Origin of the sequence: Paucibacter sp. KCTC 42545, assembly GCF_001477625.1 — a bacterium.
Lineage (GTDB): Bacteria > Pseudomonadota > Gammaproteobacteria > Burkholderiales > Burkholderiaceae_C > Paucibacter_A.
In genome coordinates this window covers 3,207,306-3,220,343 of record NZ_CP013692.1, presented here as the reverse complement: position 1 = coordinate 3,220,343, position 13,038 = coordinate 3,207,306, and the positions used below count along the sequence as shown (strand labels likewise).

Sequence of the window (13,038 nt, the reverse complement as noted above, 5' to 3'; positions counted from 1 at the left end):
CGCCGTACGGTAAAGCGCCCGGCATCGGTCAGCACCACTTCTGAGATAGGGAAAGCAAATGCAAGCCACTGTTTTACGAACCGTCTTGCGCGGCCTGGCCTGTTTGGGCCTGGCTGCGGGTGGCGCCAGCGCCAGTTGGGCTCAGCAAGCCGCCGCGCCATCCGCCAAAGCGGGCGCGCCGCAGCCAAGCGCGGTGCTGATCGAAAACGTGCGCATCTTCAACGGTGTAGCTGACAAGCTGTCCGCGCCCGCCAATGTGCTGGTGCAGGGCAATACCATCAAGACCATTTCCAGCGCGCCCATCTCGGCCCCAGCCGACGCGGTGCTGACCCGCATCGACGGCAGCGGCCGCACCTTGATGCCGGGTTTGATCGATGCCCACACCCACATCATGTTTTCCACCCTGCCGCAGCTGGTGATTCTCACCAGCGATGTGGGCTTCATCAATGTGGCGGCGGTGAAGGCCGCGAACGACACCTTGATGCGCGGCTTCACCAGCATCCGCGATCTTGGCGGCCCGGTGTTTGGTTTGAAGCGCGGCATTGATGCGGGCTTGGTGGCGGGGCCGCGCATCTGGCCTTCCGGGGCCTTCCTCTCGCAGTCCGGCGGTCATGGTGACTTCCGCCTGCCTAACGAGTTACCCGTGCGCCCCGGGGAATTTACCTTCAGCGAACGCGCCGGTGCGGCCGTGATTGCTGACAACGCCGACACGGTGCGTCAGCGCAGCCGCGAGTTGCTGGCGCTGGGGGCCTCGCAGATCAAGCTGATGGCCGGTGGCGGTGTGTCCTCCAGCTTTGATCCGCTGGACGTGACCCAGTACACCGTGCCCGAGCTGCGCGCCGCCGTGGAAGCGGCCGAGAACTGGGGCACTTACGTCACCGTGCATGCCTACACGCCGCGTGCGGTGCGCCAGGCCATCGAGGCCGGCGTGCGCTGCATTGACCACGGCCAGTTGCTGGACGACGCCACCGCCAAGCTGATGGCCGATAAAGGCGTGTGGTGGAGCTTGCAGCCTTTTGTGGAGGACCCCCATCATCCATCCGCCTTCCCGGAGGGCTCGCCCAACCGCCTCAAGCAGCTGGAAATGTTCGGCGGCACCGACGCGGCGTATGCGCTGGCCAAGAAGTACAAGATCAAAACTGCCTGGGGCACCGACACCTTGTTCGATGCCGCTGCGGCCGCCACCCAAGGCGCTCAATTGGCCAAGATGACGCGCTGGTACAGCCCGGTGGAAGTGCTGAAGATGGCCACCTCCGGCAATGCCGAACTGCTGGCCTTGTCAGGCCTGCGCAGCCCTTACCGTGGCCGCTTGGGCGTGGTGCAAGAAGGCGCGCTGGCCGATTTGTTGCTGGTGGACGGCAACCCGATCGAGAACATCGCCCTGATCGCCGAGCCCGCCAAGAACTTGCTGGTGATCATGAAAGATGGGCGGGTGGTCAAGAACATCACCCAGTAAATCAGAACCGGCACTGGCGCTGGGAAGCGCTTGGGGGCTGGATGGGCGGCAAAGCTTTTTTGCCGCTCACGCCCCCACCGGCAGCGCCGATACCGCCGGCATCACCTGCGGAAAGCAGCGCAAGCCTTGCAAATCCAGCACCCGCAGCCCGCCGTACTCGATGCTGATCAGGCCGCGCTCCGCCAGCTTGTTGAGGGCTTGGTTGACGCGCTGGCGTGACAGGCCGACCAGATAGCCCAGCTCTTGCTGGGTGATGCGCAACAAGCTGCCCACGCCGGGGTAGAGCTGGGGATGGAAGAGGGCGGCGAGGTTGCGGGCCACGCGCAGATCGGGGTCGCTGATGCGGTCGATCTCGCGGGCGGCGATGAACTGGCCCAGGCGTTCATTCAGCTGGTTGAGCATGAAGCGGTTGAAGGCGATGCTGCCTTCCAGCAGTTCGTGGAACATCTCCAGCGGCAAACCCGCCACGATGCTGGGGCGCAGCACTTGGATGTTGTAGCGGTAGCTCTCGCGTTTGAGCAAAGTGCCCTCGCCAAACCAGCCGCCGGGCGGCACGCCGGTGAAGGTGATGGCCTGGCCGGTGGAGTCGTCATTGCTCATCTTCAGCAAGCCGTCGATGACGCCGAACCAGTAATTGGCTTTTTTGCCAATCTTGCAAATGCGCTCGCCGACCTGCGCGTCGGCCACTTCCAGCTGCGCCACCGCCTTGGCGCGCTGCTGCGGGTCCAGCAAGGCCAGCCAGGGAATGGCGGCCAGCTCCTGGGCGGTGGCGGCGCGGGCGCGCTGGCGCAGGCTGGATGCGGGGGAGGCCGGGGATGCGGCGCCAGTCTCGGCCTGGCTTGAAGCATTTGCGAAGTTCATGGCTGAGTGTTGCCCAGGCTGGGTGACAGGAGGCTTACAGCGCGCTGCCAAGCGACCCCGGGAAAGCACGCCCCCGTACTGACCCTAGGAATGTCGTTGCAAAGACAGCCAAGCGTCAAAGTCGCCCCTAGGATGCCAACACAACAAAGTCCCGGCAGCGCCATTTCGCGCCTGCCAGAGACTCAAGGAGACAAACCGGTGACTACTGCAGCCCCGAGTTCCACCTTTCCGCAGCTTTTGCTGGCGCATGCCGCGCAGCGTCCGCATGCCCCGGCCTTGCGCGAGAAGGAATACGGCATTTGGCAGACCCTGAGCTGGGCCCAACTGGCCCAGTTGGTGCGCGAGCTGGCCCATGGCTTGGCCCAAGCCGGCCTGCGGCGCGGCGACCATTTGCTGGTGGTGGGCGAGAACCGGCCCCGCTTGTCGGCCGCCATGCTGGCCGCGCAGTCGCTGGGTGCCATTCCAGTGCCGCTGTATCAGGATGCGGTGGCGGCCGAGTTTGTGTTTCCGGTCAATAACGCCGAGATTGCTTTCGCGGTGGTGGAAGACCAGGAGCAGGTCGACAAGATGCTGGAGCTGCGCGACCAAGAGCATTGCCCGCAACTGCGCAGCATCTGGTTTGATGACCCGCGTGGCCTGCGCGCTTACGCCGAAGACGCCAGCCTGGCATCACTGGACAGCCTGGCCGAGCAAGGCCGGGCACATGCCGCGCTGCACCCGCATTTCTTCGACGAAGCCGTGGCGCAAGGTCAAGCCGGCGATGTGGCGGCGATGTTCTTCACCTCCGGCACCACCGGCAACCCCAAGGGCGTGGTGCACACCCACGCCAGCCTGATCGACCGCGCCCAGGCCGGTGCCCGCTTCGACAAGCTGACTTGCGATGAGGAAGTGCTGGCCTATCTGCCGCCGGCCTGGATTGGCCAGAACATCTTCAGCTACGCGCAGTGGCTGGTCTGCGGCTATGTGGTGAACTGCCCCGAGTCCAGCGCCACCGTCACCATCGACCTGAAGGAAATCGGCCCGACCTATTACTTCGCGCCGCCGCGGGTGTTTGAGGGCTTGCTGACCAGCGTGATGATCCGCATGGAAGACGCCTCCGCGCCCAAGCGCTGGCTTTTCAATAGCTGCATGGCGCTGGCCCGGCGCGTCGGGCCCGCCCTGATGGACGGCAAGCCGGTGGGGGCGCTGGACCGGCTGAAATACGCCCTGGGCAATCTGGCCATCTACGGCCCGCTGCGCAACACCTTGGGCCTGAGCCGGGTGCGGGTGGCTTACACCGCGGGCGAGGCCATCGGGCCCGATCTGTTCAGCTTCTACCGCAGCATCGGCATCAATCTCAAGCAGCTCTACGGCTCCACCGAAACCGCCGTGTTTGTGTGCCTGCAGCCCGACCATGAGGCGCGCGCTGACACGGTGGGCGTGCCGATTGAAGGCGTGGAAATCAAGCTGAGTGAGAGCGGCGAGATCCTGGTCAAGTCGCCCGGCCTGCTCAAAGGCTATTACAAGAACGACGCCGCCACCGCCGAGGTGCTGACGCCCGAGGGCTGGTATCACACCGGCGACGCCGGCTTCATCGACAGCCACGGCCACCTCAAGATCATCGACCGCGCCAAAGACGTGGGCCGCCTGCGCGGTGGCGCTTTTGACGCCGCCATGTTCGCGCCCAAGTATGTGGAGAACAAGCTCAAGTTCTTCGCCCACATCAAGGAGGCAGTGGCCTTTGGCGATGGGCGCGAGAAGGTCTGCGCCTTCATCAATATCGACTTCGACGCCGTGGGCAACTGGGCCGAGCGCCGCAATCTGCCCTATGCCGGCTACACCGATTTGGCTCAGAAGCCCGAGGTCTACAACCTGATCCGCGAGTGCGTGGAGCAGGTCAATGCCGATCTGGCCGAAGACGAATTGCTGGCCGGTAGCCAGATCAGCCGCTTCCTGATCCTGCACAAAGAGCTCGACGCCGACGACGGCGAGCTGACCCGCACCCGCAAGGTCAGGCGCGGCGCCATCGCCGAAAAGTACGCGCTGCTGATCGCCGCGCTTTATGAAGGCAAGAGCTCCCAGTTCATTGAAACAGCGGTGCGCTTTGAGGATGGGCGTGCGGGCTCGGTTGCGGCGGATTTGAAGATTGCTGACGCCAAGACCTTCGCGCCTGCCAACACTGCAAAGAAGGCCGCCTGAAATGAGCAGCAAAAAAATCGGCGAGGTCATCCTCGACATCAAGAACATCAGCCTGGCCTTCGGCGGCGTGAAGGCGCTGACGGACATCTCCTTCGATGTGCGCGAGCATGAGGTGCGCGCCATCATCGGCCCTAACGGCGCGGGCAAAAGCTCGATGCTGAACTGCATCAACGGCGTCTACCAGCCGCAGCAGGGCTCCATCGCCTTCCGGGGCAAGACCTTCAAACACCTCAGCTCGCGGCAGGTGGCGGAGATGGGGGTGGCACGAACCTTCCAGAATCTGGCCTTGTTCAAAGGCATGAGCGTGCTGGACAACATCATGACCGGCCGCACCCTGCATATGAAGACCGGCCTCTTGCTGCAAGCGCTGCGCTGGGGTCCGGCCGAGCGCGAGGAAATGGCGCAGCGCGAGAAGGTCGAACGCATCATCGACTTCCTGGAAATCCAGCCCTATCGCAAGACCCCCGTGGGTCGCTTGCCCTATGGCTTGCAAAAGCGCGTGGACTTGGGCCGCGCCCTGGCCATGGAGCCGCAGGTCTTGCTGCTGGATGAGCCCATGGCCGGCATGAATGTGGAAGAGAAGCAGGACATGTGCCGCTTCATCCTCGACGTCAACCAAGAGTTCGGCACCACCATCGTGCTGATCGAGCATGACATGGGCGTGGTGATGGACATCTCGGACCGGGTGGTCGTGCTGGACTACGGCAAGAAGATTGGCGATGGCGCGCCCGATGAGGTGCGCGGCAATGAAGACGTCATCCGTGCCTACTTAGGCACCAGCCATTAAGGAATGTCGCCATGGGATTTGTGATTGAAACCATCTTCGGCGGCCTGATGACGGGCATGCTTTATTCGCTCATCGCGCTGGGCTTTGTGTTGATTTACAAGGCCAGCGGGGTGTTCAACTTTGCGCAGGGCGCGATGGTGCTGTTCGCTGCCCTGGCGATGGCGCGCTTCACCGAGTGGATTCCGCAGTGGACCGGCATCAGCCAGCCCATCCTCGTCAATGTGCTGGGCTTTGTGCTGGCCATGCTGGTGATGCTGGCGGTGGCTTGGGCGATTGAGCGCTGGGTTTTGGGCAAGCTGGTCAATCAAGAAGGCATCACGCTCTTGATGGCCACCATCGGCGTGACCTATCTGCTCGAGGGCATGGGCCAGACCCTGTTCGGCTCGGACATCTACAAGATCGATGTGGGCATGCCCAAGGACCCGATCTTTCTGTTCGAGAAAACCTTTGAGGGCGGCGTGCTGGTTAATAAAGAAGACCTGTATGCCGCGCTGATTGCCGCGGCCATGGTGATCTTGCTGGCGCTGTTTTTCCAGAAGACCTCGACCGGCCGCGCCCTGCGGGCGGTGGCCGATGACCATCAGGCCGCGCAGTCCATCGGCATTCCACTCTCCCGCATCTGGGTCATCGTCTGGGCCGTGGCCGGTTTCGTGGCCCTGGTGGCCGGCGTGATCTGGGGCAGCAAGCTGGGGGTGCAGTTCTCGCTCTCGCTGGTGGCGTTGAAGGCCTTGCCGGTGGTGATTCTGGGCGGGCTGACCTCGGTGCCCGGCGCCATCATCGGTGGCCTGGTGATCGGCGTGGGCGAGAAAGTCTCCGAGGTCTATCTGGGGCCGCTGATGGGCGGCGGCATCGAAATCTGGTTTGCCTATGTGCTGGCGCTGCTGTTTTTGCTCGTTAGGCCGCAGGGTCTTTTCGGCGAAAAAATCATTGACCGCGTATGACGCGGGCAAAGAGTTTTCGATGCCGGCCAACTTCGAACAACTAAGCGACTTGAGCGAAGTTAAGCGAACGCAGTGAGCGGCCAAAGTCAAAAGAACATCAAGGACACCCACCATGCTCTACCGTGAGAACGGCCAGTTCAAAACGAGCTATCGCGCCGACAGCCAGATCTTCACCATCCGGCAGGACAAGATCGCCATTGCCGGCTTGCTGCTGCTGGCCTTTGTGTTGACGCCCTGGCTGGCCAGCGACTATTTCTTCAGCGCCATCCTGATTCCTTTTCTGATCCTCTCGCTGGCGGCCCTGGGCCTGAATGTGCTGGTGGGTTATTGCGGGCAGATCTCGTTGGGCACCGGTGCCTTCATGGCGGTGGGCGCTTACGCGGCCTACAACTTTCAGGTGCGTGTTGAGCATATGCCGCTGATTGGCTCCATCTTGCTGGGTGGCCTGTGCGCCACCGCCGTGGGCGTGCTGTTCGGCATTCCCTCGCTGCGCATCAAGGGCTTGTATCTGGCGGTGGCAACGCTGGCGGCGCAGTTCTTTTGCGACTGGGCTTTTCTGCGCATCAAGTGGTTCACCAATAACTCGTCCTCGGGCAATGTCTCGGTGTCGGAGCTGAGCGTCTGGGGCCATGCCATCGACACGCCGGCACAGAAGTATTTGTTCTGCCTGAGCTTTGTGGTCTTGTTCGCCTTGCTGACCAAGAACCTGGTGCGTGGCGCCATCGGCCGCGAGTGGATGGCCATGCGGGATATGGATGTGGCCGCAGCCGTCATCGGCATCCGCCCGGTCTACGCCAAGCTCACCGCTTTTGCGGTCAGCAGCTTCATCGTCGGCGTGGCCGGCGCGCTGTGGGGCTTTGTGCACCTGGGCAGCTGGGAGCCGGCGGCCTTCTCCATCGACCGCAGCTTTCAGCTCCTGTTCATGATCATCATCGGCGGCCTGGGTTCGGTGATGGGCAGCTTCTTTGGCGCCGCCTTCATCATCTTCTTGCCGATTGTGCTGAACCAATTGCCGGCCGCCATGGGCTTGCAGATCGGCACCGAAACGGCCTCGCACCTGGAGTTGATGGTGTTCGGCGCACTGATCATCTTCTTCCTCATCAAAGAGCCGCACGGCTTGGCGCGGCTGTGGTCAACGGCCAAAGAGAAGTTGCGTCTCTGGCCTTTCCCTCACTGATTTGCTTGTTTGATTCGTTTGGATTGCCCCGCGTTTTTCCCATCCACAACAAAGCACCGCTGAGTGCCCATCACAGGAGACAAATCATCATGTCCACACTGAAGAGCTTTGCGATTGCGTCAAGCCTGGCGGCCCTGAGCCTTGCCGGGCTAGTGACTGAGGCCGTGGCCCAGGCCAAGGAACAATTCTTCCCCCTGCTGGTCTACCGCACCGGCCCCTATGCGCCCAATGGCACGCCCTGGGCCAATGGCAAGCAGGACTACATCAAGATGATCAATGCCCGCGATGGCGGCATCAACGGCGTCAAGGTCACGTTTGAAGAATGCGAAACCGGCTACGCCACCGACAAAGGCGTGGAATGTTATGAGCGCCTGAAGGGCAAGAACCCCTCGCTGTTCGACCCGCAGGCCACCGGCATCACCTTCGCGCTGACCGACAAGGTCATCAAGGACAAGATCCCCCTGGTCACCCTCGGCTACGGCCTGGCTGCCTCGCAAGACGGCAATGTCTTCAAGTGGAACTTCCCTCTGATGGGCAGCTACTGGACGGCGGCTGACATGCTGATCCAGCATCTGGCCAAGAAGGAGGGCGGCTTCGACAAGCTCAAGGGCAAGAAGATCGCCCTGGTTTATCACGACTCGCCCTTCGGCAAAGAGCCCATGCCCTTGCTGGACGAGCGCCAGAAGATGCACGGCTTTGAGCTGATCAAGATTCCGGTCACGGCGCCTGGCGTCGAGCAGAAGTCCGCCTGGTTGCAAGTGCGTCAGCAGCGCCCCGACTATGTGCTGCTGTGGGGCTGGGGCGTGATGAACTCCACCGCGCTGAAGGAAGCGCAAGCCACCGGCTACCCGCGCGAGAAGATGTACGGCGTTTGGTGGGCAGGCGCTGAGCCCGATGTCAAGGACGTGGGCGAGGGCGCCAAGGGCTATAACGCGCTGGCGCTGAACACCTCAGGCCAGGCGCCTAAGGTGATTCAGGACATCCTGAAGTACGTGCACGGCAAGGGCGAGGGCACTGGTCCCAAGGAAGAAGTTGGCTCGGTGCTCTACACCCGTGGCCTGATCATTCAGATGCTGGGTGTGGAGGCGGTGCGCCGCGCGCAAGAGCGCTTCGGCAAGGGCAAGGTCATGAATGCCGAGCAAGTGCGCTGGGGCCTGGAAAACCTGGCGCTGGACCAAAAGCGCCTGGACGCGCTGGGCTTTGCCGGCGTGATGCGCCCCATCAGCACCTCCTGTCAGGACCATATGGGATCGAGCTGGGCGCGCGTGCACAGCTGGGACGGCGCCAAGTGGAATTTCTCGTCTGACTGGTACCAGGCCGACGAGCAAATCATCAAGCCCATGGTGAAGGCCGCGGCCGATAAGTACGCCACGGAGAAGAAGCTGGAGCGCCGCACGCCCGCGGACTGCCAATCCTGACTCGCTGCGCGAATCAGGATTGGCTACGCCATTTCTATTGGGCTCCCACCCCATCCCCGCCCTCCAGGAGGGCGGGGCACCGAGGCCCCACCCCTGGCCCCGCCCCCGAGGGGCGGGGAAGGATCGAGGCTGATTTGAAGAGGCAAGAATGAGCAATGTGCTGCTGAATGTGAACGGCATCGAGGTCATCTACAACCATGTGATCCTGGTGCTCAAAGGCGTGTCCTTGCAGGTCAAGGAAGGTGCCGTGGTGGCCTTGCTGGGCGGCAATGGCGCGGGCAAAACGACCACCTTGCGGGCCGTCAGCAATCTGCTGGAAGGTGAGCGCGGCGAAGTCACCAAGGGCAGCATCGAGCTGCGCGGCGAGCGGATCGAAAAGCTCAGCACCTCTGAGATGGTCAACCGCGGCGTGGTGCAAGTGATGGAGGGTCGGCATTGCTTTGCCCACCTCAGCATCGAAGAAAACCTGCTCACCGGCGCCTACACCCGCAAGGACGGCAAGGCGGCGGTGCAGCAGACGCTGGACAAGGTCTACAACTACTTCCCGCGCCTCAAAACCCGGCGCAGCAGCCAGGCTGCTTACACCTCGGGCGGCGAGCAGCAGATGTGCGCCATCGGCCGCGCCCTGATGGCCAATCCGCGCATGGTGCTGCTGGATGAGCCCTCGATGGGCCTGGCGCCGCAAATCGTCGAAGAGGTGTTTGAGATCGTCAAAGACCTCAACGTCAAGGAAGGCGTGACCTTCTTGCTGGCCGAGCAAAACACCAATATGGCGCTGCGTTATGCCGACTACGGCTACATCCTGGAAAGCGGCCGCGTCGTGATGGACGGCGAAGCCCATGCCCTGCGCGAGAACGAAGACGTCAAGGAGTTCTACCTCGGCACGGGTGGTGGCGACCGCAAGAGCTTCAAGGACGTGAAGAGCTACAAGCGCCGCAAGCGCTGGCTGGCTTGAGGCCGGAGCGTATGGCCATGAATGACGACTTCTTCGCGCCGCCCGCCTTCAAGGCCGAGGAGGCCTTGCTGACGCTCAAGCGCAATTTGCGTGATATGCGTTCGCTGCAGGCGCAAGGCGACCGCTTCAGCTTGCAGGGTCAGGTCTTGCTGATGCTGAGCTTGGGTGAGGGCGACAGTGCAGGCCAGCTGCATGCCCGCTTGGCCAAGCGCCCGGCGCAGCGGCCGGAGTGGGATGTGCGGGTGTGCAAAAGCAGCGCCGATGTGCGCGCGCTGCTGGACGAAATCAAGCGCCGCCTGGCGCGCTGGACGGATGAAACACCATGAGCAGTAGCAGCAGTAGTCACAGTCATTTTTATGACGCGCAGGAAACCGTAGAAGCCGGCGCCCGCGAGCAGGCCTTGTTGGCCGCCTTGCCGCGCCAGGTGGCGCATGCGCAGGCCCACACGGCCGCCTTCGCTGAACTGTTCGCCGGCATCGATGCCGCCGGCGTCAGCAGCCGGGCGGCGTTGGCCAGCTTGCCGGTGACGCGCAAGAGCGAGTTGCTGGCGCGCCAGCAGGCCAAACGTCAGTCTGGTCATGGCGACCCCTTCGGCGGTTTCTCCGCCATCGGCTGGTCCGGACTGGGCGCCCAACAGGGCGTGCGGCGCGTGTTCCAGTCGCCCGGCACGATTTACGAACCCGAAGGCATGGCGCCCGACTTCTGGCGTGTGGCGCGCGCGCTGTTCGCCGCCGGCATGCGCCCGGGCGATTTGTTGCACAACAGCTTCAGCTACCACCTCACGCCTGCCGGCGCCATGATGGAAGGTGGCGCCCATGCCCTGGGCTGCAGCGTGTTCCCGGGCGGCGTGGGCAATACCGAGTTGCAGCTGCAGGCGATTGCCGAGCTGCGCCCGCAAGGCTATGTGGGCACGCCGAGCTTTTTGCGCATCTTGCTTGAGAAGGCGGCGCAGACCGGTGCTGATGTCTCCTCCATCACCAAGGCCTTGTTCAGCGGCGAGGCTTTCACGCCGGCGCTGCGCGATTGGTTTGCGGCGCGCGGGGTGACGGGCTATCAGTGCTATGCCACCGCCGACCTGGGGCTGATCGCCTACGAGACCTCGGCCCGCGAAGGCATGGTGCTGGCCGAAGGCGTGATTGTGGAGATCGTGCGCCCCGGCAGCGGCGAGCCCTTGCCCGAGGGCGAGGTGGGTGAATTGGTGGTGACCACGCTGACGCCAGACTATCCGCTGATCCGCTTCGGCACCGGCGACCTCTCGGCCATCTTGCCGGGCCGCTGCCCGACCGGCCGCAGCAATGCCCGCATCAAGGGCTGGTTGGGCCGTGCCGACCAGTCGGCCAAGGTGCGCGGCATGTTTGTCCATGCTTCGCAAGTGGCCGAGCTGATGCGGCGCTTCCCCGAGCTGCTGCGCGCCCGCCTGGTGGTGGAGGGCGAAATGGCGCAAGACCGCATGAGCTTGAAGGCCGAGGTGGCGCAGGCCGCTGAGGGTTTGAGTGAGCGCCTGGCCCAGGCCTTGCGCGACATCACCAAGCTGCGCTGCGAGGTGGAGTTGCTGCCGCCCGGCAGCCTGCCCAATGACGGCTTGTTGGTGCAAGACTCGCGCAGCTTGGCCTGAGTTGCCTGTCGCCCTTCACTCTGCGCTTACGTAGTTCCCAGTATGGGTGGGGCGGATTCCGCTCCTAGCATGCCAGGGCCTAGACCGTCTCAGCAAAGCAGGGAGTGATGACACAGAACAAGCAGCGCGCCAAGCGCGCAGGGTGGGTTGGCGCCATGCTCAGCATGGTGGCCATTGGCTTGGCGGCCGTTTCGCCCGCCCATGGCGCCTATCCGGACCACGCGGTGACCTTGGTCGTGCCTTTTCCGGCCGGCGGCCCCACCGATCAGTTGGCGCGCAGCCTGGCCGAAGCCTTGCGCAAGCCGCTGGGCGTGGCGGTGCAGATCGAACATATCGGCGGGGCTGGCGGCACGGTGGGTGCCGCCAAGGTGGCGCGAGCCGCGCCCGATGGCTACACCTTGCTGCTGCATCACATCGGCATGGCCACGGCGCCGGCGCTCTACCCCAGCCTGGCCTACAACACCCTGGACGACTTTGAGTACCTGGGCCTGCTGCAAGAAGTGCCCATGGTGCTGGTGGGGCGGCCGGGCTTGCCGGCCAAGAGCTATGCGGAGCTGAGCCAGTGGATGGTGGCCAACCGGGGCAAGGTCAATTTGGCCAATGCCGGCCAGGGTTCGGCCTCCCAACTCTGCGGCTTGCTGTTCCGCAGCGTGACGCAGATGGACTTGCGCAGCGTGCGTTACCGCGGCGCCTCGCCGGCCATGGCTGATTTATTGACCGGCCAGGTCGACCTGATGTGCAACCAAAGCACCGACACGGTGGCGCTGCTGTCCAAGAACAAGTTGCGGGCCTATGCCGTGACCAGCCCGCAGCGCCTGGATGTGCCCGGCTTGGCGGAAGTGCCCACCCTCAGCGAGCTGGGTTTGAAAGGCTTTTCCGTGACGGTTTGGCATGGCGTCTACGCCCCCCATGGCACGCCCAAGCCGGTGTTGGAGGCACTGGCCGCGGCGCTGCAGCAAGCCCGGTCTGATCCGGTGTTTCAGGCCAATGCGACAGCGGGTGGCGCCTCGGTGGTGCAGGACGCGCGCAGCCAGGGGCCGGAGCACAAGCGCTTCGTCAAATCTGAACTCAGCAAATGGGGCGCGGTGATTCGCGCCGCCGGTGAGTTTGCGAATTAGGCGCAGCAGCCGGCGGCCCAAGCCGCCTCAGTTGATCCGCAGCGGAATCGTCACCGGCCCGTCGTTGATCAAGCTGACCTGCATATCGGCGCCAAACTCGCCGGCAGCGACCTTCTCACCCAGCTGGCTGCGCGCCAGACTCAGGCAATGCTCGTAGAGCCGGCGCCCTTGCTCAGGGCCGGCAGCGCCGGTGAAGCTGGGGCGGTTGCCGCTGCCGCAGTCGGCAGCCAGCGTGAATTGCGAGACGATCAGCAGGCTGCCGCCGATGTCTTGCAGGCTCAAATTCATCTTGCCGGCGGCGTCGCTGAAGATGCGCAGCTTGAGCGTCTTGCTGATCAATTTCTCGGCCTGCGCCTCGCTGTCGCCGGGTTCGGCGCAGACCAGCATCAGCAAGCCTTGGGGAATGGCGCCCACCACACGGCCTTCGACCTCGACCTGGGCTTGGCGGACTCTTTGCAAAATGGCAATCACGGTGATCTCCTTCGGGCCGCATTGTCAGGGCCAACCCTACAATCAGCGCGCTTTCCTCTCA

The 13,038-nt window shown here is 63.6% G+C and carries 12 protein-coding genes; 10 read left to right on the top strand and 2 right to left on the bottom strand.

What is annotated here, in order from left to right; genetic code table 11:
• Positions 1-58 precede the first annotated feature (58 nt).
• Positions 59-1,456, top strand: coding sequence for a metal-dependent hydrolase family protein (locus tag AT984_RS13990; protein WP_058720614.1), 1,398 nt, complete (start codon positions 59-61; stop codon positions 1,454-1,456).
• A 66-nt stretch (positions 1,457-1,522) separates the two neighbouring features.
• On the opposite strand, the gene AT984_RS13985 is transcribed toward AT984_RS13990, so the two are convergent.
• Positions 1,523-2,317, bottom strand: a complete 795-nt coding sequence (locus AT984_RS13985; RefSeq protein WP_082680030.1) for a Crp/Fnr family transcriptional regulator — start codon at positions 2,315-2,317, stop codon at positions 1,523-1,525.
• A 90-nt stretch (positions 2,318-2,407) separates the two neighbouring features.
• Here AT984_RS13985 and AT984_RS13980 point away from each other — a divergent pair, with 90 nt between their 5' ends.
• From AT984_RS13980 to AT984_RS13940, 9 genes are all read left to right on the top strand, one after another.
• Complete coding sequence (locus tag AT984_RS13980) at positions 2,408-4,495, top strand: AMP-dependent synthetase/ligase (protein WP_197418100.1); 2,088 nt, start codon at positions 2,408-2,410, stop codon at positions 4,493-4,495.
• 1 nt (position 4,496) lies between these two features.
• Entirely contained in the window at positions 4,497-5,282 is a 786-nt protein-coding gene (locus AT984_RS13975) for an ABC transporter ATP-binding protein (RefSeq protein WP_058720612.1), read from the top strand.
• Positions 5,283-5,293: 11 nt separating this feature from the next.
• Positions 5,294-6,223 carry a branched-chain amino acid ABC transporter permease gene (locus AT984_RS13970; protein WP_058720611.1) on the top strand — a complete coding sequence of 310 codons (930 nt, stop codon included), beginning with the start codon at positions 5,294-5,296 and terminating at the stop codon, positions 6,221-6,223.
• A gap of 112 nt (positions 6,224-6,335) precedes the next feature.
• A complete protein-coding gene (locus tag AT984_RS13965) occupies positions 6,336-7,400 on the top strand; it encodes a branched-chain amino acid ABC transporter permease (RefSeq protein ID WP_058720610.1) in 1,065 nt (354 codons plus the stop codon).
• 89 nt (positions 7,401-7,489) lie between these two features.
• Entirely contained in the window at positions 7,490-8,818 is a 1,329-nt protein-coding gene (locus AT984_RS13960; protein ID WP_058720609.1) for an ABC transporter substrate-binding protein, read from the top strand.
• A gap of 148 nt (positions 8,819-8,966) precedes the next feature.
• A complete protein-coding gene (locus AT984_RS13955; RefSeq protein WP_058720608.1) occupies positions 8,967-9,773 on the top strand; it encodes an ABC transporter ATP-binding protein in 807 nt (268 codons plus the stop codon).
• A gap of 17 nt (positions 9,774-9,790) precedes the next feature.
• On the top strand, positions 9,791-10,099 hold the full coding sequence (locus AT984_RS13950; protein WP_156422037.1) for a hypothetical protein: 309 nt from the start codon (positions 9,791-9,793) through the stop codon (positions 10,097-10,099).
• Entirely contained in the window at positions 10,096-11,388 is a 1,293-nt protein-coding gene (locus tag AT984_RS13945; RefSeq protein ID WP_058720606.1) for a phenylacetate--CoA ligase family protein, read from the top strand. The genes AT984_RS13950 and AT984_RS13945 overlap by 4 nt, the downstream gene beginning before the upstream one ends.
• A gap of 107 nt (positions 11,389-11,495) precedes the next feature.
• The gene (locus AT984_RS13940) at positions 11,496-12,506 is read left to right on the top strand and encodes a tripartite tricarboxylate transporter substrate-binding protein (protein WP_231741425.1); all 1,011 of its coding nucleotides are present in this window, start codon (positions 11,496-11,498) and stop codon (positions 12,504-12,506) included.
• Positions 12,507-12,533: 27 nt separating this feature from the next.
• On the opposite strand, the gene dtd is transcribed toward AT984_RS13940, so the two are convergent.
• Positions 12,534-12,977 (bottom strand): D-aminoacyl-tRNA deacylase, encoded by a 444-nt coding sequence (gene dtd, locus AT984_RS13935; RefSeq protein WP_058720605.1) that lies wholly within the window; start codon positions 12,975-12,977, stop codon positions 12,534-12,536.
• Between the last annotated feature and the right edge of the window lie 61 nt (positions 12,978-13,038).

Bases quoted from the DNA above. Each gene is read 5' to 3' on its own strand.
- AT984_RS13950 (WP_156422037.1), top strand. From the start codon at position 9,791: ATGAATGACGACTTCTTCGCGCCGCCCGCCTTCAAGGCCGAGGAGGCC.
- AT984_RS13990 (WP_058720614.1), top strand. From the start codon at position 59: ATGCAAGCCACTGTTTTACGAACCGTCTTGCGCGGCCTGGCCTGTTTG.
- AT984_RS13975 (WP_058720612.1), top strand. From the start codon at position 4,497: ATGAGCAGCAAAAAAATCGGCGAGGTCATCCTCGACATCAAGAACATC.
- AT984_RS13985 (WP_082680030.1), bottom strand. From the start codon at position 2,317: ATGAACTTCGCAAATGCTTCAAGCCAGGCCGAGACTGGCGCCGCATCC.
- AT984_RS13965 (WP_058720610.1), top strand. From the start codon at position 6,336: ATGCTCTACCGTGAGAACGGCCAGTTCAAAACGAGCTATCGCGCCGAC.
- AT984_RS13980 (WP_197418100.1), top strand. From the start codon at position 2,408: ATGTCGTTGCAAAGACAGCCAAGCGTCAAAGTCGCCCCTAGGATGCCA.
- AT984_RS13955 (WP_058720608.1), top strand. From the start codon at position 8,967: ATGAGCAATGTGCTGCTGAATGTGAACGGCATCGAGGTCATCTACAAC.
- AT984_RS13945 (WP_058720606.1), top strand. From the start codon at position 10,096: ATGAGCAGTAGCAGCAGTAGTCACAGTCATTTTTATGACGCGCAGGAA.
- AT984_RS13970 (WP_058720611.1), top strand. From the start codon at position 5,294: ATGGGATTTGTGATTGAAACCATCTTCGGCGGCCTGATGACGGGCATG.
- AT984_RS13940 (WP_231741425.1), top strand. From the start codon at position 11,496: ATGACACAGAACAAGCAGCGCGCCAAGCGCGCAGGGTGGGTTGGCGCC.
- AT984_RS13960 (WP_058720609.1), top strand. From the start codon at position 7,490: ATGTCCACACTGAAGAGCTTTGCGATTGCGTCAAGCCTGGCGGCCCTG.